This window comes from Variovorax trehalosi (genome assembly GCF_051216415.1).
Classification (GTDB): Bacteria; Pseudomonadota; Gammaproteobacteria; order Burkholderiales; family Burkholderiaceae_C; genus Variovorax.
Map to the genome: position 1 here is coordinate 722,091 of NZ_JBPJZG010000002.1, position 24,258 is coordinate 746,348.

General features: G+C 68.6%; 21 protein-coding genes. 7 read left to right on the forward strand and 14 right to left on the reverse strand.

Going from position 1 to position 24,258, the window contains the following annotated elements; translation table 11 throughout:
- Positions 1 to 53 precede the first annotated feature (53 nt).
- From ACSFA7_RS11435 to ACSFA7_RS11445, 3 genes are all read left to right on the forward strand, one after another.
- Positions 54 to 656, forward strand: coding sequence for a TetR/AcrR family transcriptional regulator (locus tag ACSFA7_RS11435; RefSeq protein WP_176661066.1), 603 nt, complete (start codon positions 54 to 56; stop codon positions 654 to 656).
- Positions 657 to 861: 205 nt separating this feature from the next.
- Positions 862 to 1,770, forward strand: a complete 909-nt coding sequence (locus ACSFA7_RS11440) for an alpha/beta hydrolase (protein WP_435499449.1) — start codon at positions 862 to 864, stop codon at positions 1,768 to 1,770.
- Positions 1,771 to 1,842: 72 nt separating this feature from the next.
- Positions 1,843 to 4,782: an SEL1-like repeat protein gene (locus ACSFA7_RS11445; protein WP_435499450.1), complete on the forward strand. Its 2,940-nt coding sequence runs from the start codon at positions 1,843 to 1,845 to the stop codon at positions 4,780 to 4,782.
- Here ACSFA7_RS11445 and ACSFA7_RS11450 read toward each other — a convergent pair.
- Positions 4,757 to 5,707: a fatty acid desaturase gene (locus ACSFA7_RS11450; protein ID WP_435499451.1), complete on the reverse strand. Its 951-nt coding sequence runs from the start codon at positions 5,705 to 5,707 to the stop codon at positions 4,757 to 4,759. The genes ACSFA7_RS11445 and ACSFA7_RS11450 overlap by 26 nt on opposite strands.
- 134 nt (positions 5,708 to 5,841) lie before the next feature.
- Here ACSFA7_RS11450 and ACSFA7_RS11455 point away from each other — a divergent pair, with 134 nt between their 5' ends.
- On the forward strand, positions 5,842 to 7,494 hold the full coding sequence (locus ACSFA7_RS11455; RefSeq protein ID WP_435499452.1) for a rhodanese-like domain-containing protein: 1,653 nt from the start codon (positions 5,842 to 5,844) through the stop codon (positions 7,492 to 7,494).
- On the opposite strand, the gene minE is transcribed toward ACSFA7_RS11455, so the two are convergent.
- The 5 genes from minE to ACSFA7_RS11480 all read right to left on the reverse strand — a co-directional run bounded on the left by minE (position 7,457) and on the right by ACSFA7_RS11480 (position 11,363).
- The gene (gene minE / locus ACSFA7_RS11460; protein ID WP_013538543.1) at positions 7,457 to 7,729 is read right to left on the reverse strand and encodes a cell division topological specificity factor MinE; all 273 of its coding nucleotides are present in this window, start codon (positions 7,727 to 7,729) and stop codon (positions 7,457 to 7,459) included. The genes ACSFA7_RS11455 and minE overlap by 38 nt on opposite strands.
- A 2-nt stretch (positions 7,730 to 7,731) precedes the next feature.
- Positions 7,732 to 8,547, reverse strand: coding sequence for a septum site-determining protein MinD (gene minD / locus ACSFA7_RS11465; RefSeq protein ID WP_435499453.1), 816 nt, complete (start codon positions 8,545 to 8,547; stop codon positions 7,732 to 7,734).
- Positions 8,548 to 8,599: 52 nt separating this feature from the next.
- Positions 8,600 to 9,367: a septum site-determining protein MinC gene (gene minC, locus ACSFA7_RS11470; RefSeq protein ID WP_435499454.1), complete on the reverse strand. Its 768-nt coding sequence runs from the start codon at positions 9,365 to 9,367 to the stop codon at positions 8,600 to 8,602.
- Between the two features lie 158 nt (positions 9,368 to 9,525).
- The gene (locus ACSFA7_RS11475) at positions 9,526 to 10,809 is read right to left on the reverse strand and encodes a solute carrier family 23 protein (RefSeq protein ID WP_435499455.1); all 1,284 of its coding nucleotides are present in this window, start codon (positions 10,807 to 10,809) and stop codon (positions 9,526 to 9,528) included.
- 131 nt (positions 10,810 to 10,940) lie between these two features.
- Positions 10,941 to 11,363: a hotdog fold thioesterase gene (locus ACSFA7_RS11480; protein WP_435499456.1), complete on the reverse strand. Its 423-nt coding sequence runs from the start codon at positions 11,361 to 11,363 to the stop codon at positions 10,941 to 10,943.
- 84 nt (positions 11,364 to 11,447) lie between these two features.
- Here ACSFA7_RS11480 and ACSFA7_RS11485 point away from each other — a divergent pair, with 84 nt between their 5' ends.
- Positions 11,448 to 12,782 carry a hypothetical protein gene (locus ACSFA7_RS11485; RefSeq protein WP_435499457.1) on the forward strand — a complete coding sequence of 445 codons (1,335 nt, stop codon included), beginning with the start codon at positions 11,448 to 11,450 and terminating at the stop codon, positions 12,780 to 12,782.
- Positions 12,783 to 12,792: 10 nt separating this feature from the next.
- Here the strand turns inward: ACSFA7_RS11485 and ACSFA7_RS11490 are convergent, their stop codons facing one another.
- The 4 genes from ACSFA7_RS11490 to ACSFA7_RS11505 form a co-directional block, all read right to left on the reverse strand.
- On the reverse strand, positions 12,793 to 14,601 hold the full coding sequence (locus ACSFA7_RS11490; protein ID WP_435499458.1) for an ABC transporter ATP-binding protein: 1,809 nt from the start codon (positions 14,599 to 14,601) through the stop codon (positions 12,793 to 12,795).
- Between the two features lie 37 nt (positions 14,602 to 14,638).
- A complete protein-coding gene (locus ACSFA7_RS11495) occupies positions 14,639 to 16,027 on the reverse strand; it encodes a tripartite tricarboxylate transporter permease (protein ID WP_176661055.1) in 1,389 nt (462 codons plus the stop codon).
- Positions 16,024 to 16,476, reverse strand: coding sequence for a hypothetical protein (locus ACSFA7_RS11500; protein WP_435499459.1), 453 nt, complete (start codon positions 16,474 to 16,476; stop codon positions 16,024 to 16,026). Before ACSFA7_RS11500 ends, ACSFA7_RS11495 begins: the two co-directional genes overlap by 4 nt.
- A gap of 97 nt (positions 16,477 to 16,573) precedes the next feature.
- Positions 16,574 to 17,860, reverse strand: a complete 1,287-nt coding sequence (locus ACSFA7_RS11505; protein WP_435499460.1) for a hydroxymethylglutaryl-CoA reductase, degradative — start codon at positions 17,858 to 17,860, stop codon at positions 16,574 to 16,576.
- 137 nt (positions 17,861 to 17,997) lie between these two features.
- Between ACSFA7_RS11505 and ACSFA7_RS11510 the strand changes: the two genes are divergently transcribed.
- A complete protein-coding gene (locus ACSFA7_RS11510) occupies positions 17,998 to 19,380 on the forward strand; it encodes an aminotransferase-like domain-containing protein (protein ID WP_435499461.1) in 1,383 nt (460 codons plus the stop codon).
- A 1-nt stretch (position 19,381) separates the two neighbouring features.
- Here the strand turns inward: ACSFA7_RS11510 and ACSFA7_RS11515 are convergent, their stop codons facing one another.
- On the reverse strand, positions 19,382 to 20,158 hold the full coding sequence (locus tag ACSFA7_RS11515) for a crotonase/enoyl-CoA hydratase family protein (protein ID WP_435499566.1): 777 nt from the start codon (positions 20,156 to 20,158) through the stop codon (positions 19,382 to 19,384).
- An 85-nt stretch (positions 20,159 to 20,243) separates the two neighbouring features.
- Here ACSFA7_RS11515 and ACSFA7_RS11520 point away from each other — a divergent pair, with 85 nt between their 5' ends.
- Positions 20,244 to 21,053, forward strand: a complete 810-nt coding sequence (locus ACSFA7_RS11520) for a PaaX family transcriptional regulator (protein ID WP_435499462.1) — start codon at positions 20,244 to 20,246, stop codon at positions 21,051 to 21,053.
- A gap of 6 nt (positions 21,054 to 21,059) precedes the next feature.
- On the opposite strand, the gene ACSFA7_RS11525 is transcribed toward ACSFA7_RS11520, so the two are convergent.
- Genes ACSFA7_RS11525 through ACSFA7_RS11535 form a run of 3 tightly spaced genes read right to left on the reverse strand, consistent with a single transcriptional unit; the run spans position 21,060 to position 24,202 of the window.
- The gene (locus ACSFA7_RS11525; protein WP_435499463.1) at positions 21,060 to 22,313 is read right to left on the reverse strand and encodes a metal-dependent hydrolase family protein; all 1,254 of its coding nucleotides are present in this window, start codon (positions 22,311 to 22,313) and stop codon (positions 21,060 to 21,062) included.
- The gene (locus tag ACSFA7_RS11530; RefSeq protein WP_435499464.1) at positions 22,310 to 22,819 is read right to left on the reverse strand and encodes a GAF domain-containing protein; all 510 of its coding nucleotides are present in this window, start codon (positions 22,817 to 22,819) and stop codon (positions 22,310 to 22,312) included. The genes ACSFA7_RS11525 and ACSFA7_RS11530 overlap by 4 nt, the downstream gene beginning before the upstream one ends.
- Before the next feature lie 15 nt (positions 22,820 to 22,834).
- Positions 22,835 to 24,202: an MFS transporter gene (locus ACSFA7_RS11535; protein ID WP_435499465.1), complete on the reverse strand. Its 1,368-nt coding sequence runs from the start codon at positions 24,200 to 24,202 to the stop codon at positions 22,835 to 22,837.
- Positions 24,203 to 24,258 lie beyond the last annotated feature (56 nt).

The window sequence follows — 24,258 nt, forward strand, 5'->3', positions numbered from 1 at the left end:
CATGCTTTTGCCTTGCACTTGTGATTTCGCACGACTGTGCTAAAGTTCGCGACATGGACGCCAAAACCCAGAAAAGCGAACTCACCCGCGCCGCCATCGTCGGCGCGGCGATGGACCTCGCCCTGGCCGAGGGCCTGGAAGCGATCTCGCTGCAGGTCATCGCGAGCCGCCTGGGGCTTTCCAAGAGCGGTGTGTTTTCCCGCGTGGGCTCGCGCGAGGCGCTGCAGAAGGCGGTCATCGAGGAGTACGGCCGCGGCTTCCTGGCCGATGTGTTCGTCCCGGCCATGCAGAAGCCCAAGGGCCTCGCGCGCCTGAACGACATCGTGGCCCGCTGGATCGCCCGCACCCGCGATGTCGAGGCCCAGACCGGCTGCCTCTACGTGGCCGGCGCCTTCGAGTTCGACGACCGCGAAGGCGAGCTGCGCGATGTGCTCCTCGAGGAGATCACGCGCTGGCGCGCCGCCCTGCGCCGCACCGTGACGCTCGCCATCGAGGCCGGCGAACTCAAGGCCGACACCGAACCCGCACAACTGGTCAGCGAGATCAACGGGATCATGATGAACCAGTTGCACGACGCGCGTTTCCTGCGCGACCCGCACACCGCCGACAGGGCCACGCAGACCTGGCAGCGGCTCCTTTCCAGCTACCTCGCCTGAGCCATCGGGCAGATAGATTTGCCTCATTTTTCTTTGTCAGAATTTCGCACAGTCGTGCGATAAATAGGAGAAGCGTCATGCTGATCATTGCCCTTTGCCTTGCCATTTACGCCGTCGCCCTTGGCGTCGAAGCCGCTCGCGACACGCTGCGCAGCCTGCCCCGCAGCAACCAGGACTGGGTCTGGTACTGAGAGGACCCGCCTACATGACAAGCACCCCCGCCCCCACGAACTACTACGGCGCCAGCCGGCTGATGCGCGCGATGCGCTTCGGCCTCGGCGCATCGCAGCGCCTCTGGCCCGCACTGGGCGTGCGCGCGGCCTACCGGGTGTTCGGCACACCGCTGCCGCCCAAGTGGCTTTACCGCGGGCAGCATCCCGGCGCCGACTGGCGTCGCGAGGCTTGGTCCTTCGAGGACGTGAGCGTCGGCATCTACCACCTGGCGGCGCAGGACTCGGGGGCTGAGTCGGCCCCGGTCGTGCTGCTGGTGCATGGCTGGGGCGGGCATGCGGGCCAGATGCTGCCGCTCGCGCAGGCGATCGCCGCGGCGGGCCTTCGGCCGGTGCTGCTCGAGCTGCCCGCGCACGGCCGCAGCGAAGGCATGGCGACCAACGGCGCGCAGTTCGCGCGCGCCATCGACTACGTCACCGCCCGGCTCGCCGCGGACGGCCGTGCGTTGCGCGCCGTGGTCGCGCATTCGCTGGGTGCCAATGCGCTGGCGTATGCCGCGGGACGCGGGCTGCCGGCCGATCGCATCGTGCTGCTCGCGCCGCCCGCGTCGCCGCGCGAATACACGCGCTACTTCGCACACGCCTTCGGCCTCAGCGAGCAGACGCGCGCGGCGATGCAGCGGATGTTCGAGGCGCGCGAAGGCGTGCTGATGCCGCAATTCGAGCCCGCGTTCGCCGGCCCGCGCATCGCGCAGCCGACGCTGATCGTGCATGACCGCGACGACCGCGTGAACCGCTTCGCCGATGCCGAGGCTTACCGCGACGCGATTGCCCGCGCGCAGCTCGTCGCCACGCAGGGCTGGGGCCACCGTCGCATCCTCAAGGAGCAGGTCGTGCTCGCGCAGGTCACACAGTTCCTGGTGCAGCCGCCGGCGGTCATGTGAGCGTGAAAAGGCGCCTCTAAACTGGGCGCCACCCATGGCCTTCGCCATGGACGACACACGCACCGACCACACATGGGTAATCGTTCCTGGCTCTATCTCGAACACAGTCCTTCCAACACCGGCGATGGCGCTGACAGCGAAGAAGCATCGGCCAACGAAATCGCCGAAGCCAACAACAACTTCCCCGTGCTTTGGCAGCTCCTGCTGGCCGACGGCGCGGCCAGCGACGCCATCGACCACCAGCGCGTCTTTGGCGACGCCGGAACCGACAACCTTGCCAGCGACGCGCACGCCGCGCTCGCGCGCATCCGGCAGCTGCACGCGTTTGTGGAACGGCATCCGATGCTGCACACGCTGCCGCAGATCGCGCTGCAGTTCGAGGCGCTGGCGCTGCACCTGGCCGAGCTGATCGATGAGACGCCGGACGACAGCGCGCCGCGCTTTTCCGCCAACCTGGACGAGCTGTCCTGGCTGGGTGGCGATGCCGAGGGCGAAAGCTTCATCGAACGCAACCGCCGCGAGTGCAACGAGCGATGGACCGAGGTGCGGCGCTGCATCGACAGCGGCAACCACCCGGGCGTGGACGCGGCGCTCGGCATCCAGCGCTTCGCGGACTGGGAGGCCTGGGCCTGGCAGTTCGGCTTCGGCGGCCTGTCGCATCCGTATTTCGATGGCTACGAGGCGCCGCGCGACGAGCGTTTTGCCGATTTCGAGCCGGAAGAAGACGACGACGACGAAGACGGCCATGAACGTCCCGACTACGACAACCACCTGGGCGGCGAACTCTGGCGCTTCGAGGCCGACGGCCGCTGGGGCGTGATGCGCATCGCGCACGACGACGACGGCACCAGCCATCGCACCACCGTGGTCGAGCCTGCGTGGGACGACATCCGCTATGCCGGCGGGAGCGATCCGCGCCTGCTCTGGATCTCGCAGGGTGAGCGCTCGGGCCTGCTGCTCGCTGACGTCGAAGCGCCGCGCGTGCTGCTCGAACCGCAGCTCGACGAGGTCTGGGCCTTCGAGGACGACATCGCCACGGCCCTGGTCGGCGACCACATCGGCCTGCTGCGCACCGACGGCAGCTGGCTGTTGGCGCCCTCGGTCGACGAGGTCTGGAGCTTTGTCGAAGGCCGGGTGCGTGCCCGCGTGGGCGAGCGCATCGGGTACATCGACCTGCAGGGCCAATGGGCCATTGCGCCGCAGTTCGAAGAGGCCGAAGACTTCACGCCCTTCGGCCTCGCCCCCGTGCGCGGTGACGAGGGCGGCTGGGGGCTGGTGCGCGCTGGCGGCGACTGGGCCGTGCCGCCGGGTTTCGACAGCCTCCAGTGGCGCCACGACTGGGAGGCCTTCGAAGCCACGCGCGACGGCAAGGCCGGACTCCTCGATGCGCAAGGCCGCGTCGTGATCGAGCCGGTGTACGCGCAAGTCGAACTGCTCGAGGAATACCCCATCGACTCCCTGACGAGCGAAGACAACGATCCGGCCAACGAGCGCGGCGCCCAGGCCCGGCCGAAGCGCTTTGCCGTGGAACGCGCCGACGGCCTGTGCGGCCTGATCGATGGGCAGGGCCGTGTGCTCGTGCCCTTCGACTACGGCCGGTTCGAGACCCTGGAGCCGCTGAGTGGCCAGGAGCGCGCCCACGCCATGGTCCGGCGCGACCTGGTGCGCGTGGCGTCCAAGGGCGGGCGCACGGCGAAGAACGCACCGTGGCTGCGCGGCATCTACGACGTGGCCGCCGGCCGCGAGCTGGTGCCTTGCCGGCACCGCACGCTCCAGCCGCTGGCCTGGGGTACGCAGGACATCGGCTGGCTGGTCGCCGATCCGATGCCGCGGGGCGCGAAGGTCGAGAAGGGGCAACTCGCCGTGGGCGTCCTGCGTGCCGACGGCACCGTGCTGCACCCGCAGGCCTATCCGTGGGTCTCCGCCGCGGTGTCGGTCTCCGACAGCTGGCTGGCCACGGTGGTCCGCTCGGAGTTGTGCAAGCGCTGGAGCGCCGGCGAGCCGGTGAAGGCTGCGCGCAACGACACCGGCCTGTACGTCTGGCTGCATGCCGACGGCCGCGAGCAGGCGCACACCGAGCACATGGCCGCGCGCCACGCCGCCGGTGACTCGCGGGCCGCCTACGAGCTGGCCTGCCATCTGCGCGACGGCGAGGGGGTCGAGGCCGACCCGCGCGAAGCCCTGCGCTGGATGGCGCGCGCCGCCGGCGTGCGCGAGCCCGGCGATGCCCCCGCGACCGCGTCATCCGAGGGCCTACCCGTGGCGATGTGCGAGCTCTCGAAGATGCTGCGCTGGGACACCGCGGGCCTCGGCGCCGACGCCCCTCTGGGGCGCGCGTGGCTGCTGCACGCCATCGACCATGGCGGCGCGGACGACGCCGCCACGCAGGCCCAGCTCGGCTACATGCTGTGCGAAGGCGAGGGTGGCGAGCGCGACCTGGAAGGCGGTGTGCGGCACTACGAACTGGCCGCCGAGAAGAACAACACGATGGCGCTCTACAACCTCGGCCTGGCGCACAAGCTCGGCGAACCCGGGGAGCCCGACCTGGCGCGCGCGATCGGCTACTTCCGCCGTGGCCATGAAGCCGGCGACACCGCCGCCACGATGCAGCTCGGCCGCACGCTGTGCCTGCACGCAGGGGCGCTGGCCGAACAGGGCCATGGAGAGGCGGAAGTGAACGCCCTGTATGCCGAAGCCCTCTACGCGCGGCAGAAGGTGGCGGAGGACAGCACCCAGCGCGAACAGGGCTGGGCCTGCTACGAACTGGGCTGGATGCGCTTTCGGGGCCAAGGCGTGCCAGAAGACGCTGCCGCCGCCGAGCGCTGGCTGCTCACCGGTGCCGCGCTCGACGACTGCGAAGAGAACCTGGAGAGCCAGCGCGCCTGCATCGAGGTCTTGGCGCAGACGTTCTACGGTGACCCCGACAGTCCGCTCTTCGACGAGGACAAGGCCCGCGAGTGGACACAACGCCTGCTGGCGCTGCCCGCTACCACGCCGGATGCACCGGCGTGAACACCGGCCTGAACAGGTGGCGCCTGACGATCTCTCCGTAGCCCCGGTAGTAGAAGTTGCCGTTCGCGGCCAGCACCGCCGCGCGATGCTGCCGGAAGTACACCGGGATCTCGTACCAGGGCATCGTCGGCGCCCGGTGGTGCACGTGGTGCAGGTTGTTGAACAGATAGAGCAGCCCGAAGACGACGTTCGATTCGACGATGGCCACGCGCTCGTGCGGCGTGTCGGCCCAGCGGTGCTCGGTGAAGGTGCGCAGCGCGCCCAGCATCATCCCGGGGTAGACGAAGTACAGCAGGTACTCGCCCAGGCCCATGCCGCAGACCGCGGTGACGAAGTACAGCACCGGCGCCACGCTCAGCGCATGCCAGCCCCAGGTCGGCAGCCGCGAGAAGTTGCCCGCGAGCACCTGCCCCGCCTCGAAGCGCGCCAGCTTCCATAGCCGCAGGAACGGCCCGAGCACGACGCGGAACGCGATCGTCTGGTTCGCCATGTAGATCCACCGCCACACCGGCCCGTAGCCGGCCCACGCGGGCGCCGAGTGGTAGGCGCTCTCGTCGTCGCGCTCCGGGTGCGTGAGATGGAAGTTGACGTGGTGCGCACTGTGCCCGCGGTTGTAGAACGGATACGGCAGCCACAAGGTGAGCGGCGGCCACACCACCGCATGGCGCAGCCACTTGGGCAGATGGCGCATCGCATGGATGCTCTCGTGCTGCAGCGAGGAATGCAGCTGCGCGAGAAAACCGCCCAGCAGGAACAGCGCCCATCCCGGCAGCGCCCCGTGCCACCACAGCAAAGCCGCCCAGGCCCCGTACAGCGCGGCGGCGAGGGCGAGCGTCGGCACCTCGAAGTGCCACCACCAATGCCGCCTGCGCGTGCCGGACGGGGCGCGCGTCGGTGCGGTGGACGAATGGGCGGTCGATGTCATGGCTTGACGGCTCAAAGGACTGCGATCCTAGGTATGAAGACGCCGTTCGCATGCGCGTTTTTCGAATAAGCAAGGGCGCGAAATTTCGTTTCCGTCCGGGCGTGAAGTGCCTACGCTTGGCGGCTTTGGCCGAAATGAACAGCAGCGCTTCCACGACCATCGCACCCGTCCGGCTACAGGCGCTGCTGCTGGCCGAACCTGCCGGCGAACTGGCCTTGCTGGACGTGCGCGAAACCCGCTGGTTCGTGCAGCGCCATCCCAACCTCGCACGCAACGCGCCGTTCAGCGGGCTCGAACTGCAGGTCGGCGCATTCGTGTCGCGGCGCTCCACGCCCGTGGTGCTCTACGACGACTACAACGCGCCCGACGGCGCCGCACGGGCTGCGTCGGCCCTGCTTGCGCGCCTGGGCTACACCGACGTGCGCACGCTCGATGGCGGCCTGCAGCGCTGGGTGACCGAGGGCTTGCCTGCCATCGACGGCTACGGCACGCTGGTGAAGGCCTTCGGCGACCGTGCGCGGCTGCACTACGGCACACCGGCCCTTCCCATCGACGCCTTGCGCGCACGCCAGCGCGAGGGCCTGCCGACCACGCTGGTCGACGCACGGCCGCGCGCGGAATTCGAGTTCCTCTCGCTGCCCGGCGCGCGAAACCACGCCGGCACCGAGCTCGCGCTGCGCCGCTTCGAGGCGGGCGGCGCGGAACACCTCTGGGCGATCAACTGCTTCAGCCGCACGCGCGGCATCGTCGGCGCCACCACGCTGCGGTTGCTGGGCCGCGCGCCCGACGCGGTGTTCGTCGAAGACGGCGTGATGGCCTGGGGCCTGCAAGGCGCACCGACGGTGCAGAACGCAGCACCTATCGACGAGCTGCCGCCCGAAGCGCCCGAGGTCCTGCGCCGCGTCGCCGACGAACTGCTCGAGCGCTTCGCACTTCCCGTGGTCGACGCTGCGCGGCTCGCGAGCTGGCGCGCCGACGAAACGCGCACGCTCTATCTCTTCGACGTGCGCCCCACCGCCGACCCGGCCTTCACCGGCACCGCGGTGCAGCAGGTGCCAGGCGGCCAGCTCTTCATGCATTTCGAGAACCTCGTGGGCACGCGCGGCGCCCGCATCGTGCTGATCGACGATCCGGCGCACCGCCTGCGCGCCGCGGTCACCAGCTTCTGGCTCACGCAGCTCAACCAGGCCGAGGTGTACGTCTACGACGGCGCGCTGTCGCCCGGGCAGGCACCTCCCGCGCCGGCAGTGGCCGCCGCAACGGACGCACCTCCACCGCTGGATGCCGAAGCCCTCGCGCAACTGCGCAGGAACGGTGCGGTGACGGTGATCGACGTGGGCGCCAGCCTCGACTACGAACGCGGCCACCTGCCCGGCGCGCTCTACATGCTGCCGGCCTCACTGGGCCCGCTGGCCTCGCACGCCGTGGCCGGCCGAACGCTGGTCTTCACTTCGCCCGATGGCGCGGCCGCACGCCGTGTCGCGCGCGACGCGCAACAGCGCTGGCCGGGATCGGGGGCGGTGTTCACCTGGCTCCAGGGTGGAACGCAGGCCTGGAAGGCGTCAGGACGGCCGCTGTCGACCGCCTTCGTGCCGGCCCAACTGCTGACCCCCTTCGACGACGACTGGGGCTCGGTCATGCGCGTGTTCGGCCCGCGCCGCGATGCGGCCTGGGCCGATTACCTCGCCTGGGAGCGGGCGCTGGCCGAGCGGGTCCTGCAGGACCCCTCGGTGCGCTTTCGCTTCTTCCCTACCGGGCAGGTGCCGGATCGGGCAGCTCGATCTTGATGTCGAGCACTTCGAGGTTGTCCTGGGTTTCCAGGTGCACCTTGATGTCGTCGGGATTGATCGACACGTACTTGGAAATCACCGCCACCAGCTCGCGCTGGAGTTCGGGCAGGTAGTCGGGGCGCTTCTTGCCGCTGAGGCTGGAGCGCTCGTGCGCGAGGATGATCTGCAGGCGCTCTTTGGCGACGCTTGCAGTCTTCTTCTTCTCGCCAAGCAGGAACGAGAGAAACGACATGCCTACTTGCTCCCGAAAATCCGCTTGAAGAAGCCCGGCTTCTCGGCGTCGACGAAGCGCATCGGCTTCTCTTCACCGAGAAACCGCGCCACCACGTCGCTGTAGGCCTGCGCCACGTCGGTGTCCTTGTCGTGGATCGCCGGCACGCCCTGGTTGGAGGCATGCAGCACGCTTTCCGACTCGGGGATCACACCGATCAGCTTGATGCGCAGGATGTCCTGGATGTCTTCGAGCGAGAGCATCTGGCCGCCCGCCACCCTGTTCGGGTTGTAGCGGGTGATCAAGAGGTGCTCCTTGATCGGGTCGCCGCCGTCCTTGGCGCGCTTGGTCTTGCTGCTGAGCATGCCCAGGATGCGGTCCGAGTCGCGCACCGAGGAAACCTCGGGGTTGGTCACCACCAGCGCCTCGTCGGCGAAGTGCATCGCCATCATCGCGCCGGTCTCGATGCCCGCGGGCGAGTCGCAGACGATGTATTCGAAGTCCATCGCGGCGAGGTCGTTCAGGATCTTCTCGACGCCCTCTTGCGTGAGCGCTTCCTTGTCGCGCGTCTGCGAGGCGGCCAGCACGAACAGGTTGTCGCACTGCTTGTCCTTGATGAGCGCCTGGCTCAGGTTGGCTTCGCCTTGAATGACGTTGATGAGGTCGTACACCACGCGGCGTTCGCAGCCCATGATCAGGTCGAGGTTGCGCAGGCCCACGTCGAAGTCGATCACGGCCGTCTTCTTGCCCGCAAGCGCGAGGCCGGATGCGAAGCTGGCGCTCGTGGTCGTCTTGCCGACGCCACCCTTGCCCGAGGTCACCACCACAATTTTGGCCATGGCCATTCCTTCTTGTTTCGATTCTGTTGTTGGTTTCAGAGCGCCGCGTCCGTCAGGGGATCGCGTCGATCACTAGCTTTTTGCCGTCGAGCCGAACTTGTGCCGACTTGCCGAGCACCGGGTCCGGCAGCGGCACTTCGTTGGTGCGGTAGATGCCGGCGATGGCCACGAGCTGCGCTTCCATGCAGGTCGAGAAGATCCGCGCCTCGGTGTTGCCGCGCGCGCCCGCGATCGCTTTGCCGCGCAATGGCGCGTACACATGCACGTTGCCGTCGGCGATGACTTCGGCGCCGAAGCTCACCACGGCCGTCACCACCACGTCGCCGCCGCGGGCGTAGACCTGCTGGCCCGAGCGCAGCGGCTTGTCGATCAGGAGCGTGCCGTTGGCCGGCACCGGCACTTCTCGAACGATCTGGGGGGCTTCGGCCGGCGCCTCGGCGGGCGGGGCCGGCGGCCGGGGCGCGGGGGCCGAGGGCATGGCCGCCAGCGAGAGACCGGCGGCGCGGGCCGCGGCATTCTGGGTGTCGTTGCCGCCGCGCACCGCGATCGGCTGCGTCTGGTGGCGCGCCAGGAGGTTGCGCAGGGCCGCGAAGTCGATCTCGGCAGTGGCTTCGCCGTCCTCGTCCTGCTCGGGGAGCTGCGAGAGGTCGATCACCACCGGCTCCTGCTCGAAGAAATCGGGCGAATCGGCCAGCTGGGCGTCGAGCGCCTCGGCCAGCACGTCCAGGTTGGACGTCTTGAGGATCACTGCGATCAGCGGCAGCGTGGCGCTCTTGAATTCGAAAACCGCCTTGGTGCGCGCGGCGGAGACATCGGCCATTGGGAAAACGTCGGTGCGAAAAGCGTTCGAGTCTAACGGGCGCGGGCTTCCTGCCGGTGACTGGCCTTGGCCCGATCCGCTCCAGACAACACTTCTTGCACGACGTTACGAGGCAAACGCCCGGGATTGCGCGCACTTCGCGCCGCGCTGCCGGGCCCTCAGTTCTTCGTCTTGCCGAGCAATGCGTAGAGGATGATCGCCCCGAAAGTCGCAGTCCCGATGCCGCCCAGCGCGAAGTCGCCGAACTTCAGCGTGAAGTCGCCCGTGCCGATGATCAGCGTGATCGCCGCCACGATCAGGTTCTTGTTCTGCGAGAAGTCGACCTTGTTGTCGACCCAGATCTTGGCGCCCGCGATGGCGATCAGCCCGAACACCACGATGCTCACGCCGCCCATCACCGGCAGCGGAATCGCCTGGATCAGCGCGCCGAACTTGGGGCTGAAGCCCAGCACCAGCGCAATGACGGCCGCCACCACGAACACCGCCGTCGAGTAGATGCGCGTGGCCGCCATCACGCCGATGTTCTCGGCATAGGTGGTCACGCCCGTGCCGCCCGCCGCGCCGCTCACCACTGTGGCGATGCCGTCGCCGATGAAGGCGCGGCCCATGTAGGGGTCGAGGTTGCGGCCGGTCATGGCGGTCACCGCCTTCAGGTGGCCGAGGTTTTCCGCCACCAGGATGATCGCCACGGGCGCGATCAGCAGCATCGCGTTGGCAGTGAACACCGGCGTGGTAAAGGTCGGCAGGCCGAACCAGGCCGCGTTGGCGATGCCGCTCAGGTCCACCGGCTTGCCCATGCCCAGGAGGTTCGTCAGCACCGCGTAGACCACGGTGGCCAGGATCAGCCCGACCAGGATCAGCAGGCGCTGCAGCATGCCCCGCGCGAACACCGCCACCAGCCCGACGCAGAGAAAGGTCACGGCCTGCATCCACGAATCGAAGTTGCTGGCGGCCATGTTCTTGATCGGCACGTTGGCCAGGTTCAGCCCGATCACCGCCACCACCGCGCCGGTGACCACCGGCGGCATGAAGCGTTCGATCCAGCCGGTGCCGATGGCCTGCACCAGCGCCCCGATGAGGATGTAGACCACCCCGCAGGCCACGATGCCCCCCAGCGCCACGGCGATGTTGGCGTTCGGCCCCTTGCCCGCGTAGCCGCTGGCCGCGATCACCACGCCGATGAAGGCGAAGCTCGAGCCCAGGTAGCTGGGCACCTTGCCGCCGGTGACGAAATAGAAGATCAGCGTGCCGATGCCGCTCATCAGGATCGCAATGTTGGGGCTGAAGCCCATGAGGATCGGCGCGAGCACCGTGGCGCCGAACATCGCGATCACGTGCTGGATGCCCATCGCGCCGGTCTGCAGCCAGGGCAGCCGCTCGTCGGGCGCGATGACCGCGCCGTCGGCCAGTGTGGACACCGGCTTTTCAGTCCAGTTGAACATTGCTTGTCTCCTCTTGTTGGTTGTGGCGGGCGCCCCGCGCGCTCCGGGGCGTGATTGTGGTCGATGAACCCCGCGCTGAACACACCCAGAAGAGAAGAAGTAGCCGGGCCGCCCGGCCCGCCGCGCCGGCCTCAGCGAGGCTGCAGCACTGCCATCGTGATGCGCGAGACGCAGGTGAGCTCGCCCGCCTCGTTCGTCAGGTCGATCTGCCAGACCTGCGTGCTGCGCCCCCGGTGCACTGGCCGCGCGGTGCCGATGACCCAGCCGCTGGTGACCGAGCGGATGTGGTTGGCATTGATGTCCAAGCCCACGGCGCGGTCGCCCTCGGGGGCGGAGTAGTGCGCGCCGCAGGAGCCCAGCGTCTCGGCCAGCACCACCGACACGCCGCCGTGCAGGATGCCGTAGGGCTGGCGGGTGCGTTCGTCGACCGGTACGCGGGCGCGGATGAAGTCGTCGCCCACCTCCAGGAATTCCATGCCCAGCGTCGACACGGCCGTGCCGACGTGATTGCGGGTCAGTTCCTCGACCGAAATCGCTTTCTTCCAGATACGCATTGGGTTGTCTCCGATACAGGGTTTCAGAAACTATAGCGACGGCGGCTGACATGGGCAGTCGCCTTTGCGTGCTAACTTGGACCGATGAAGCACCCCGTCCGACGCTGGCTCATCGGCATCGCCGCAGTCCTGCTGCTCGGCATCGGTGCGCTGGTGTGGTTCGTGAGCTCGCGGCTGCCCAGCGACGAGGAGGTGGCCGCGCGCATTTCCGAGGGCTTCGAAAAACGCTTCGGCGTTGGCCTCAAGATCGGCGGCGCCCACTGGGCCCTGCTGCCGACGCCGGTGCTCGTGCTCTCGGACATCGCCACCGACCAGCCGCGCCCGGTCACCCTGCGCCGTGTGACGGCACAGCTCAAGCTCGCCGAGTTGCTGCACCGCGTCATCGCCGTGGACGAACTGGAGATCGAAAGCCTCGTGCTGCCGCGCGAGTCGGTGCGCGCCTTCCGCGGAAAGGGCCCGAAGCCCCACGAAGGTGGCAACGTCATCGCGCTGCCCGCGCCCTGGACGCTCGCGCCGATTCCGCTGGAACAGGTGCGCTGGCGCGATGTGGTCTGGATCGACCGGCGCGACATCGCGCTCGCCTACGACGGCGAGATCGCCTTCGACACCCATTGGCGCCCGCGCCAGGCCCGCGTGGAGCGCGCCGGGGCGACGCCGCCCGCGCGCCTGCGCCTGGACCGCGAAGCCGGGCAGGACCGCTGGCGCACCCGCATCGACGTGGGCGGCGGCACGTGGAACGGCGTCACGCTGTTCGAGACGCCCGAGGGCGGCAAGCTGCGCCTGTCGGCTGAACTCGACCCGCACCAGGTCGACATCGAGGGCCTCGTGCAGGCCTTCGGGCGCCGCACCTCGGTGGCGGGCAAGGTCACCGGCCATTCCACGCTCGTGGCCGAGGCCGACGAGGTGGGCGCACTGATGCGCAGCCTGCACACCCGCACCACCTTCTCGGTGCGGCCCGCCACGCTCACCAAGCTGGACATCGCCAAGGCCGTGAGCACCGCCGGCATCAGCCGCGGTGGCACCACGCAGCTCGACGAGCTCACCGGCACGCTCGACACCCAGGGCACCGAGGACGGCATCGTGATGCGCTACACCAACCTCAAGGCGCGCTCGGGCGTGCTCACCGCGAGCGGCAACCTGCGGCTCTTCAACCGCAGGATGGACGGCGACATCGCGGTGGATCTCGTCGATGGCGTGGTCGGCGTGCCGCTCAAGATCGGCGGCAGCGTGAGCGACCCCGAGGTATCGCTGACCGGCGGCGCGCTCGCGGGGGCGGCGGTCGGCAGCGCGGTGCTGCCGGGTGTGGGCACGGCCATCGGCGCGCGCATCGGCCAGCAGGTGGAAAAGATGTTCGGCGGCGGCGAGCCCGAGAAGAAGCCGGCACCGAAGCCGCGCAAGCCGCCGGCCTCGCAGCGCTGACGGGGCGCTTTCAGGCCGGCTCGGCCTCACCGGATGGCTCGGCAATGGCAACGGGCTCGACGTCCTGCACGCGTGGCACCGGCCGCTCGCCGATCTGCTGGCGCCACATCGCGTAGTACAGCCCCTTGCCTTCGAGCAGCGCGGCATGCGTGCCGCTCTCGACGATGCGGCCTTTTTCTAGCACGTGGATCGTGCCCGCATGCATGATCGTCGAGAGGCGGTGCGCGATGAGGATGGTGATCTGCGTGCTGCGCGCCGAGATTTCGCGCACGGTGGCAGTGATCTGTTCTTCCGTGAGCGAGTCCAGCGCCGAGGTGGCCTCGTCGAAGATCAAAAGGCGCGGCTCCCGCACCAGTGCCCGCGCGATCGACAGCCGCTGCTTCTCGCCCCCCGAGAGCTTCATGCCGCGCTCGCCGATGGGCGTGTCCAGCCCCTCGGGTGACTTCTCGGCCAGGTACGCGCACGAGGCCTGCCGCATGGCTTCGAGGATCTCTTCGTCGGTGGCGTCGGGCTTCACGAGCTGCAGGTTCTCGCGGATCGTGCCCGCGAAGAGATGCGTCTCCTGCGTCACGAAGCCGATCTGCCGGCGCGCCTGGTTGTAGCGCAGGTCGCGCGTGGAGATGTCGTTGTAGAACACCTCGCCGCTCGCGGGCGTGTACAGGCCCACCAGCAGTTTCACGAGCGTCGACTTGCCCGAGCCCGAGGGCCCGACGAAGGCGATGGTGTCGCCCAGCCCGGCTTCGAACGACACCTCATCGAGCGCGTTGTCCGTCGCGCCCTTGTGGCGAAAGCTCACGTTGGCAAAACGCAGGTGCGTGACCGGCCCGATGCTGATCGGCGACTCGGGCCGCCGCTCGATGGGCTTCTGCATCAGCGCCTCGAAATTCAGCAGCGACGCCTCGGCCTCGCGGTACGCCAGGATGATGTTGCCCAACTCCTGCAGCGGCGCAAAGATCGCGACGGAGATGAACTGCATCGCGATCAGCTCGCCCGTGCTCAGCACGTCGCGAAAGATCAGCCACAGCAATGCGAACAGCACCGCGAGCTTCAGCAGACTCAACGTCGTGCCTTGCAGGAATGACAAGAGCCGGATGCGCTTCACCTTCTGCATCTCCAACGCGAAGATGCGCGTGGTCTGCGCCTGCAGCCGACGTATCTCCGGAAAGGTCAGCCCCAGGCTCTTGATGAGCTCGATGTTGCGCAGCGATTCGGTGATGAAGCCCGAGTTGCGGTTCGTCTCGCGCGTGATCGAGCGTTGCTGGCTCTTGATCTCGCGGCTCAGCAATCCTGTGAGCCCGCCCAGCACCAGCACGCCGATCAGGAACACCGGCACCAAGAGCCAGTGCTTGGTCACCGCGTACCAGACGAGAAACCCGATGCCCACGATGGCCGCGAACGCGGTGTTGATGAAGGCGTTGATGAAGCGCTCGCTGTCCGCGCGCACCTTCTGCAGCATCGACAGCGTCTCGCCGCTGCGCAGGTCCTCGAACTCGGGAAACTTCAGGCGCAGCACCTGTCGCAGCCCGTCGTTGAAGATCTGCGTGCCGAACTTCTGCACCACCAGCCGCGTGAGGTACTCCTGCAGCGCCTTGGCCAGGCGCGACGCGATGGCCACGCCCACCGCGAGCGCCAGCAGGCGCAGCACGCCGGAGACCAGCTCCTCTTCGGTCTTGCCGTCGCGGTGGATGGCGTACCGGTCGATGATCTTGCCGAAGATGATCGGGTCGACCAGCGCCAGCACCTGGCTGATGCCCGCCAGCAAGAGGGCGAGCAGTGCGAGGCGCGCGTGCGGCCTCAGGTAGGTCCAGAGGATGTGCATCGCGCCAGTATGCGACGCACTCCCCGCACCTGCGAAATCAGCCGAACGCCTTGATCACCGCCGGCACCGTCAACACCGCCGTGTAGTAGCCCATGAACTGCACGCCAGTGTTGAAGCCGATGGCGCGCGACAAGAGGCCGCCGAGCAGGCCCATCGTGAGGATCACCAGCAGGCCGAGCAGCTGGCCTTCCCACACGCTGATCACCACGATCAGCCCGACGAATGTCGCGATGATCGCCTCGTGGCTCACCTTGCGCGAGACGAACAGCGCCGCGCGGCGTGCGAAATTCATCGTGAACGGGTAGGCCACCAGCGCCGCGAGGACCACCGCCAGCATGCCGTAGCCGAGGAACTCCCAGTGGTTCAGCAGGTTGTGCAGGTTGTGGGTCTGGCCCGTGGCCGAGTCGATGGTGAATACCGGCGGCGCATTGAAGAGAGGCGCAGCAGGGCCGGCGGCCACCGGGCTCAGCGGCAGGCCGATGGCGATCAGCGGGATCAGCGCCTCGGCGATGTAGGTGGCCTCGGTCACGCCGTTGCGCGCGGCCAGCGTGGTCGTGAGGCGGTGGTACGCATGCTTGATGCGCGAGCCGACCAGTTCGCCCAGCACCACCGTCATCGCGACCGGGCTGAACACGAAGGTGGCGCTGGAGATCGTGGCGGTCGCGAAGGTCCATTTCACCTGCGTGCGGTCGAGCACCTTGAACGGATTCGGGAAGTAGCCCGTCCAGCCCTTCACGTCGGGCGCGAGCGAGAAGGTGCGGACCTTGTCGCGCTTCATGCGTGCACGCGCCGCGGGCGAGATCACCGAGAACAGGTCGGCCACCAGCGGCCCGATGGCGATGCCCAGGAAGTAACTGATGCTGAGCTTCACGCCGTACTTGCCGGTGAGCGCCTGCAGCGCCACGATCACCATCACGAACGGCACCAGCGTGGCGACCGAGGCCCAGCGCCCGCTCGAGAAGTAGGCAATGGCCACCGCGGCCGCCACGAAGATCCACGGCGCCGCCTTGGTGATGGCCGCGCCGTAGGGCGCGAGCAGCACCGCGAACAGCACGGCCAGCGGCACCGCGATGAAGGCCGCGATGATCGCGCCCGACACCATCTTGCGCAGCGCGATGTGCGGCACACCCAGGTTGCGCAGCACGTTCGCATCCTGCAGCAGCGGCGTGGCCATCGTGTCGCCCGGAATGCCGAGCAGCGCCGTGGGCACCGCATGCGTCATGTGCTTGGCCACGGCCGCCGCGAGGAAGAAGGTGAACACGCCTTCGGGCGGCACGCCGAGCAGCACGACCAGCAGCGTGAGCGGCGCGAGCGTGGTGGTTTCGTCTGTGCCCGAGACGAGGCCGATGGCGGCGAACACGACGGCGCCGACGAGGCCCATGCCGGTGGCGACGAGGATCTGGTTGAGGAGCGCTGCTTCGATCATGGTGCGGCTCCTTCGGTGTTGCGAGCGCGGGGCTTGTACGACGCGAACAGGTCGTAGATCTCCAGCTCCTTCATCTCGCGCACCACCGACGGCGGCAGGTCGTCCACCGAGCCCAGGTCGCCGTGCTCGCCGGCCAGTTCGGCCAGCACTTCCTCGCGCCAGCGCGGATCGGGGTCCGTGCCCTCGACCACCTCGCGCTTGGGCGTGAAGAGCTTTGCGCAGATCAGGCCCGACACCACGCAGCCGCCGAGGCCGGCGAGCATGGCGTAGGCGCGCGCCAGTTCGGGCGTGCTCACGACGCTTGCGAGTACGCGGCTTGCCACGAGGTAACCCGTGAGGCTCACGGCGACGCCGATGACGATGGACCACGCGAGGTGCCCCAGGTCGGCCGTGTCGCCCCATATCTCCACCAGCCGCCACCGCGTGGGCGTTGCACTGTCTGCGTTCATTTGTGTTGTCTCCGTCTGTGGTCATGTGACGGCCACCCTCGTGGCCGCCGCGGTATCGGCCGCGGTCCGTGGTGCGGGGCTCTCCCGCGTTGACTGCTTACTTCTTGCGCAGCGCTTCGAGCAGCGCCACGGCGCGGTCGGTGCGCACGTCATGCTCTGCGGCCATCTGCCTGGCGATGCTGTCGATCTCGTCGCCGGTGGCGCCCGCGACCAGCGCGATGTTGCGGGCATGCAGCGCCATGTGGCCGCGCTGGATGCCTTCGGTGGCGAGCGCGCGCAACGCGCCCAGGTTCTGCGCGAGGCCGACGGCCACGGCGACTTCGCCGAGCTCTTGTGCCGACTTCACGTCGAGGATCTTCAGGGCGAGCCGTGCGAGCGGATGCGTCTTCGTCGCGCCGCCCACAAGTCCCACGGGCATCGGCATCTCGATGGTGCCGACGAGCGCGCCCGTCGTGTCCTTCTCCCACGTGGTCAGCGAGGTGTAGCGGCCACTGCGACAGGCGTATGCATGCGCGCCGGCTTCCACCGCGCGCCAGTCGTTGCCGGTCGCGACGATCACCGGATCGACGCCGTTCATGATGCCCTTGTTGTGCGTCGCCGCGCGGTAGGGGTCGATGGCCGCGAAGGTGTACGCGTCGATCACGCCCTCGACCACTTCTTCGCCGCTGCGCTCGCGCGTGGCCAGCACGGCAGGCGCGAGGCGCACGCGCGCACGGGCCAGCCGCAGGTCCGCCAGGTTCGACAGGATGCGCAGACGCACCGTACCGCCCGTGAGCTTCTCGACCAGCGGCGACACCGCCTCGGCCATGGTGTTGACGGTGTTCGCGCCCATCGCATCGCGCACGTCGACGATGAGGTGAATCACCACCATCGCGCCGCGCGGGGTGTCGCCGAACACATGCACCTCGATGTCGCGGCAGCCGCCACCCAGGCCGATCAGCACCTTGTCGCGGCTGTTCGCCACGGCGAGGATTTCGTCGCGCGCACGCAGCAGCGCGAGCCGCGCGCCGTAGGGGTCGGTGATGCCGATCACCTGCACCTGCGCACGCATCAGCGGGCCGGTGCTCGAGGCCTCGAAACCGCCGCCTTCGCGCGCCAGCTTGGCCATGAACGACGCGGCGGCCACCACCGAGGGCTCTTCGACCGCCATCGGCACCAGGTAGTCGCGCCCGTTCACCGTGAAGTTGCCGGCCACGCCCAGCGGCAGCTCGAAGGTGCCGATCACGTTCTCGACCATGCCGTTGGCACGGTCCACGCTCAGCGCGCCCGGCTGCGCGAGCAGCGCCACCTCGTCGTCGGTGAGCGATGCGGCCTGCGCGATATGGGCGAAGCGCTGAGCAGGCGTGAGGGCACGGAAATTGGGAATGCGGGAGTCGGCGACCATCGTTGCTTGTCTCTTCGGAAGATGAATTCGGGAGCAGGCAATTTAGGTCGGCTGTACCGCCGGCGGAAGGCACAGTTTGGCGGGACAGTGCGGACAGTGGTCCGTGAAAGCGGCCCGCTGTGTCACAGTCTCGGCCCATGACCACGATCGCCGATTCGCTCGCCGACACCCTCGCGCGCCAGATCGCGAGCGGCGCCTACAAGGCCGGTGACAAGCTGCCGTCGCTGCGCGAACTGGCGCAACTGCATGGCTATGCCAAGAACACGGTGGTGGCCGCGTTCGAGCTGCTGGTGTCGCGCGGCCTCGTCGAGCCGCGGCGCGGTTCGGGCTACTTCGTGCTCGCGCAGTCCAGCCCCAAGCCGCCCGAGGAAGACGCGGGCAGCCTCGGCCGCGCGATGGACATCGTGTGGCTCATGCGGGAGCAACTCAAGACACAGCCCGACGCGGTCGCGGTGGGCGATGGCTTCCCGCCCGTCGAGTGGCTCGCCGACGTGCGGCTCGACAAGTACCACCCCAAGGTCGTCCGTACGGGGCTCGGCGCGCTGTTCCGCTACGGCAGCCGCTTCGGCTATGCGCCGCTGCGCGACCACCTCGTGCGCAAGCTCGCGGACTTCGGCATCGGCGCGGAGCCGCGGCAGATCGTTCTCACGCACGGCGCCAACGAGGCGATGGACATCGTCATCCGCTACTTCGTGCCGCCCGGCGGCAAGGTGCTGGTCGACGACCCGGGCTACTACCCGCTCTTCGGCAAGCTCAAGCTCGCGGGTGCGCAGATGCTGGCCGTGCCGCGCCTGGCGGACGGGCCCGACCTCGAGGTGCTCGAGCAGTTGCTCATCGCCGAACGGCCGCGCCTCTTTTTCACGCAGTCGCTCGCGCACAACCCCACGGGCTCCGACATCTCGCCTGCCAAGGCCTTCCGCGTGCTGCAGCTCGCGCAGAAATACAACCTGCTGATCGTGGAGAACGATCCGCTGGCCGACTTCAAGCCGACCGCATTGCCGCGGCTCTCGGCGCTCGACCAGCTGGAGCGCACGATCTACATCGGCAGCTTCTCGAAGTCGTTCTCGGCGGCGCTGCGCGTGGGCTTCATCGCCTGCGGTGCGGACCTGGCGAGCGATCTGGCCGACCTGAAGGCGCTGATCCACGTGAGCAGCTCGGAGTACAGCGAGCGAACGGTCGATGTGATCCTGAGCGAGGGCCACTACCAGCGGCACTTGAACCGCCTGCAGAACCGGCTCGGCGAGGCCACGCGCAAGGCGCTGCAGCTGTTCGATTCGGTCGATGCGGAGGTCTTCGCGCGTACGCCGCAGTCGCTCTACATCTGGGCGGCGCTGCCCGGCGTGGCCGATTCGTTGGGGTTCGCGAAGGAGCTGCTGCCGCGCAAGATCGTGATGGCGCCGGGGCGCATCTTCAGCGTCGATTCGACGCAGGTCTCGCGCTGGTCGCGCTTCAACGTCGGCGCGATGGCCGATCCGCGTTTCGCGAAGGCGCTGCGCACCGCGTTGCGGCGGCGCGCCTGAATCAGCCCTTGAACGCGCCGTGCCGCCCCGCGCCGCCGGCAAAGCGCGCGGCGCCGGCTTCGCCTTCGGCAAAGACGATCGGCACGCCCTGCGCGCCTTCGCGCCGCAGTGCCTCGGCCAGCGGCAGGTCCCACTGTTCGTAGGCGGAGCGGCGGTCGGCGAGCATGCATTGCTGCGGGAAGGCGGCGATCTGCAGCGCGAGTTCCCGCGCCGCGGCGAGTGCGCCGCCCGGCGGCGTGACGCGGTTGACCAGGCCCATCGCCAGCGCCTCGGTGGCGGAGACCGGACGTCCGGTGAGGATCATGTCGAGCGCGCGCCCCATGCCCACGATGCGCGGCAGCCGCACCGTGCCGCCGTCGATCAGCGGCACGCCCCAACGGCGGCAGAACACGCCGAAGACCGCGTCGTCATCCGCCACGCGCATGTCGGCGAGCAGCGCGAGTTCGAGACCGCCTGCGACCGCATAGCCGTTCACTGCTGCAATCAATGGCTTGGACAACGCCATGCGCGTCGGCCCCATTGGCCCGCTGCCCCCGCCTTCGGGGTCGAGCTCGTTCCGCTCCTCCGGGTTGCCGACGGCGCCCAGGTCGGCACCCGCGCAGAAGTGGCCGCCCGCGCCGGTGAGGATCGCCACGCGCAGCGCATCGTCAGCTTCGAAGCGCTCGAAGGCTTCGCGGAGCTCGGCGGCCACGATGCCGTTGACGGCATTGCGCTTGTCGGGGCGGTTCAGCGTGAGGGTGCAGACCGCCCGATCCGTGTCATAGGTCACGTATTCCATAGCCATGTTCGCGTTCCCGTAGAGGCAGAATTACTTACTCAATAGCTCTGGTTCATCGTAGGAAATATTTCTCCGATGTGCAAACGTGGAAAAAATATGCAATGTCCTGGTCGCCATTCCGAGCGCACCGGAACTGATCCTCGACCTGCTCGTCGCCCACAGCGGCATGTTGAGCGCGCAATCGCTGTGCCGCGCGGGCACCTTGATGGGCATCGGTGAATCGACGCTGCGCGTGGGCCTCACGCGGCTCGCGAGTGACGGCAAGATCGAACGCAGCGAGCGCGGCAGCTATGCGCTCAACCGCGCGGGGCCGGCGCTGTCGCGCGCGGTCGACGGCTGGCGGCAGCGCGGCGCGCAGGCTGTCGCGTGGCGCAACGACTGGCTCGCAGTGCACGACGCCGGCGTGCCGCGTTCGGACAAGACGGCCTGGCGCCACCATGGCCTGGCGCTGTCGCTGCGCGGCTTTGCCCCGTTGCAGACCGGCCTGCACATCCGGCCCGACAACCTCCGGGGCGGGCTGGCAGCCGAGCGTGAACAACTTCAAGGCCTGGGCCTGTCCTCGAAGGCGCTGGTGTTCCGCCTCGCCGACATGGACGAAGCCACGCAGGCGGCTGCACGCAAGCTGTGGAACGTGCGAGCGCTGGCGGCCGGCTACCAGCGCCTGCAGACCGGCATCGAGCGCAGTGAGAAACGGCTGGAGAAGCTGCCACTCGAAGCGGCCGTGCGCGAGTCGCTGCTGTTGGGGCGCGCGGTCATCGCGCACCTCATCCGCGATCCGCTGCTGCCGGCCGAGCTCATGTCGCCGGAACCGCGCGCCGCGCTGCAGACCGTGACGCGTCGCTACCAGGACAAGGCGCGCAAGCTGTGGCGCGAGTGGTTCGACCGGCCGCAATGACCGGGCTCACCCCAGCTCGTCGAACTGGACCACGCCTTCCTTCATGACCAGCGGAATGCGCTCGCCCTGTCCCAGCAGGCATTCGACATCGCGCAGCGGATTGCCATCGACCACGAGGATGTCGGCCAGCGCGCCCGGCACGAGGCGGCCGAGGCGCTCCGGCATGCCCAGCACTTCTGCGCCGACCACGGTGGCGCTCGCGATGGCCTCGGCCGGCGACAGCACATCGGCGCGCAGGCGGAACTCGTCGCTCTGCAGGCGCTGCGACTCGCCCAAGAGGTCGGAGCCGAAGCCCATCTTCACGCCGGCCTTCTTGTAGATCTCCAGCGAGCGCAGGCCCGCCTCGCGCACGTCGGCCACCTTGGCGACGCTCTCCTTGGGCAGGCCGAAGCTCTCGCCCTCGTTGGCCAGCGCGTCGTAAGTGACCAACGTCGGCACCGCATAGGCGCCCAGCTCGGCCATCAGCGCGGCCGTGGGCGCGTCCACGAGGTTGCCGTGCTCGATGGTGCGCACGCCGCAGCGCACGGCGCGCGCGATGGCCGCGGCGGTGTAGGCATGCGCCATCACATAGGTGCCGCGCCCCGCGGCTTCTTCCACGATGGCGCGGATCTCGTCCTCGCTGTACCCGAAGGCGCCCACCGGATCGGTCGGCGAGGCCACGCCGCCGGAGGCCATGATCTTGATCTGGTCCGCGCCCATCTGCAGCTCTTCGCGTACGGCGCGGCGCACCGCATCGACACCGTCGACCACGCGCGCGAGCGCACCGACGCGCACGCAGGTCGAGCAGGTCGCGGCGGGGTCGAGGAAGTCGGAGCGCCCGCGCATGTCGCCATGCCCGCCCGTCTGGCTCAGCGCGCGGCCGGAGACGAAGAGGCGCGGCCCCTGCGCAAGGCCCGCATCCACCGCCTGCTTGAATGCGAAGCCCGCGCCGCCCGCATCGCGCACCGTCGTGAACCCGCGCCGCAGCATGCCGCGCAGCATGGGCACGCTGCGCAGCGTGATGAGCACGTTGGGCATGTGGACCTGGCGCGAGAGGTTCAGCTCCACCGCGATCACATGCACGTGCAGGTCGATGAGGCCGGGCATCACCGTCTTGCCCTTCACGTCGATCACGCGCGCCGTCTTGCTCTGCAGCGGCTTGTCGGAGACCTCGCGGACCACGCCGCCTTCGACCAGGATGTCGTGGCCTTCGAGCAGGTCCTTGCTCTGCGGATCGAGCAGGTTCGCGTTCCTGAAGAGAAAGCTGTTCGTCGTTGTCATGCCTGGGGCTCCTTCGCCTGTTGTGCCATCACGGCCGGCACCGCCAGTTGCGCGAACACGCGCGCGAGCTCGACGTGGCCGTCGCCGTACCAGTTTTCCTCGTGCAGCATGTTGAGCGTGCCGAGCGTCTCGCCCTGCCAGCGCAGCGGAATGTTCAGCACGCTGCGGCAACCGAGCGACACGATGAGTTCGTGGTCGTAGAACACGTCGCGCAGGTCCTCGGCGTTGCGGCCAATGTAGGGCAGGCCGCGCTGCATCACCTGTTGCATCCACGGCGAATCGGTGATGGGCTTGCGCCCGCCCACCGGGTAGGCCTCGCGCATGTTGGTGTACACGCGCTCCGATTCGCGCGCCTGGCGGTGGTGGACCAGGATGGTGAAGAGCCGGTGGCCGATGGTCGATGCGACCGCCTTGTCGATGGCATCGAAGGTGGCGTGGGGCTGGGTGGTGTCGGCATGGGCGAGCGCCACGGTGGAAAGGGAATCTTCGAGAGAGGTCGATGGCATGGTTGTCGGAGGTCGTCAGGAAAGTTCGCCGGCCGCAATGTCTTCGAGCGAGCGGCCGCGCGTGGGAATGCCCATGAACGTGACGGCCGCCGCGCCCAGCAGCAGCACCGCCGTCGTCATGCCGAACACGCCCGCGAAGCCGGCGGTCGGGTAGATGAAGCCCACCAGGATCGGGGCGGTGATGCCGCCGATGCGCCCGATGGCCGAGGCCAGGCCCGAGCCCGTGGCGCGCACCTGCGTCGGAAACACCTCGGGTGTGTAGGCGTAGACGCCCGCGTACGTGCCGTTCATGAAGAAGGACAACAGCACGCCCGCCACCATGATCTGCGCGTCGCTGTGCGTGAACGCCAGGCCCAGCGCGCAGAGCCCGCCCAGCAGCATGTAGCTCACGATGGTGGCCTGGCGCCCGATGCGCTCGTTGAACCACGCGGCCGAGAAGTAGCCAGGAATCTGCGCGATGTACATCACCAGCGAATAGCCGAAGCTCTTGGTGATCGTCATGCCGTTCTGGATCAGGAGGCTCGGAATCCAGGTGAAGAACGAGTAGTAGCTGAAGGTGATCGACAGCCACATCAGCCAGGTCATGGTGCTGATGCGGATGAGCTTGCTGGAGATGAGCGTCGCGTAGTTCTTCAGCAGGCTGCCGCGGCTCGTGCTGGGCGGCGGCGCGGCGACGTCCTCGGCGCTGAGCATGGGCAGCGCGTGGCCGCGGCGCACATGCTCGGACTCCATCGCATCCATGATCGCGTCCGCCTCGGCGGCCCGCCCCTGGCTCTCGAGCCAGCGCGGCGATTCGGGCAGCGCGCGGCGCCACCACAAGAGCAGCACCACGGGCAGAGCCGTGATGAAGATGACGATGCGCCAGCCCTGCGGGTGCGCGGGCACGATGAAGTAGCCCAGGAGCGCTGCGGCGACGAAGCCGAACGAGAAGAAGCCCGCGAGCGCCCCCGTGAAGGTGCCGCGGTAGCGCCGCGCCACGAACTCCGACAGGTAGGGCGCGATGATCGCGCTCTCGGCCCCGGCGCCGAAGCCGGCCACGATGCGCAGCGCGAGGAAGGCCGTCCAGTCGTTGACCATGCCGCTGAAGAGCGAGGCCACGCAATAGATCGCGAGCGCCGACATCATCACCTTGCGCCGCCCGATCAGGTCGCCGCAGGCGCCGGCCGCGAGCGCGCCGAAGAAGAAACCGATGAAGTTCGCGCTGGCCAGCACGCCGATCTGCACGCTGCTCAGCCCCCATTCGGTGCGCAGCACCGGCAGCACGAAGGCGATCACCGCGGCGTCCATCGCATCGAAGGTGTAGCCGAGGCCCCCCATGAGGAGCAGGCGTCGATGGAAACCAGAGAAGGGCAGGCGCTCGATGCGCGCCGACAGCATGGTCATGGGAATCCCTCGGCTTCAAGTGGGGTGGGGCGAAGCGGCAGATCGTAGGATCGGGG

Coding starts and splice junctions, on each gene's coding strand:
- ACSFA7_RS11435 (WP_176661066.1), top strand. CDS start 54: ATGGACGCCAAAACCCAGAAAAGCGAACTCACCCGCGCCGCCATCGTC.
- ACSFA7_RS11440 (WP_435499449.1), top strand. CDS start 862: ATGACAAGCACCCCCGCCCCCACGAACTACTACGGCGCCAGCCGGCTG.
- ACSFA7_RS11445 (WP_435499450.1), top strand. CDS start 1,843: ATGGGTAATCGTTCCTGGCTCTATCTCGAACACAGTCCTTCCAACACC.
- ACSFA7_RS11450 (WP_435499451.1), bottom strand. CDS start 5,707: ATGACATCGACCGCCCATTCGTCCACCGCACCGACGCGCGCCCCGTCC.
- ACSFA7_RS11455 (WP_435499452.1), top strand. CDS start 5,842: ATGAACAGCAGCGCTTCCACGACCATCGCACCCGTCCGGCTACAGGCG.
- minE (WP_013538543.1), bottom strand. CDS start 7,729: ATGTCGTTTCTCTCGTTCCTGCTTGGCGAGAAGAAGAAGACTGCAAGC.
- minD (WP_435499453.1), bottom strand. CDS start 8,547: ATGGCCAAAATTGTGGTGGTGACCTCGGGCAAGGGTGGCGTCGGCAAG.
- minC (WP_435499454.1), bottom strand. CDS start 9,367: ATGGCCGATGTCTCCGCCGCGCGCACCAAGGCGGTTTTCGAATTCAAG.
- ACSFA7_RS11475 (WP_435499455.1), bottom strand. CDS start 10,809: ATGTTCAACTGGACTGAAAAGCCGGTGTCCACACTGGCCGACGGCGCG.
- ACSFA7_RS11480 (WP_435499456.1), bottom strand. CDS start 11,363: ATGCGTATCTGGAAGAAAGCGATTTCGGTCGAGGAACTGACCCGCAAT.
- ACSFA7_RS11485 (WP_435499457.1), top strand. CDS start 11,448: ATGAAGCACCCCGTCCGACGCTGGCTCATCGGCATCGCCGCAGTCCTG.
- ACSFA7_RS11490 (WP_435499458.1), bottom strand. CDS start 14,601: ATGCACATCCTCTGGACCTACCTGAGGCCGCACGCGCGCCTCGCACTG.
- ACSFA7_RS11495 (WP_176661055.1), bottom strand. CDS start 16,027: ATGATCGAAGCAGCGCTCCTCAACCAGATCCTCGTCGCCACCGGCATG.
- ACSFA7_RS11500 (WP_435499459.1), bottom strand. CDS start 16,476: ATGAACGCAGACAGTGCAACGCCCACGCGGTGGCGGCTGGTGGAGATA.
- ACSFA7_RS11505 (WP_435499460.1), bottom strand. CDS start 17,860: ATGGTCGCCGACTCCCGCATTCCCAATTTCCGTGCCCTCACGCCTGCT.
- ACSFA7_RS11510 (WP_435499461.1), top strand. CDS start 17,998: ATGACCACGATCGCCGATTCGCTCGCCGACACCCTCGCGCGCCAGATC.
- ACSFA7_RS11515 (WP_435499566.1), bottom strand. CDS start 20,158: ATGGAATACGTGACCTATGACACGGATCGGGCGGTCTGCACCCTCACG.
- ACSFA7_RS11525 (WP_435499463.1), bottom strand. CDS start 22,313: ATGACAACGACGAACAGCTTTCTCTTCAGGAACGCGAACCTGCTCGAT.
- ACSFA7_RS11530 (WP_435499464.1), bottom strand. CDS start 22,819: ATGCCATCGACCTCTCTCGAAGATTCCCTTTCCACCGTGGCGCTCGCC.
- ACSFA7_RS11535 (WP_435499465.1), bottom strand. CDS start 24,202: ATGACCATGCTGTCGGCGCGCATCGAGCGCCTGCCCTTCTCTGGTTTC.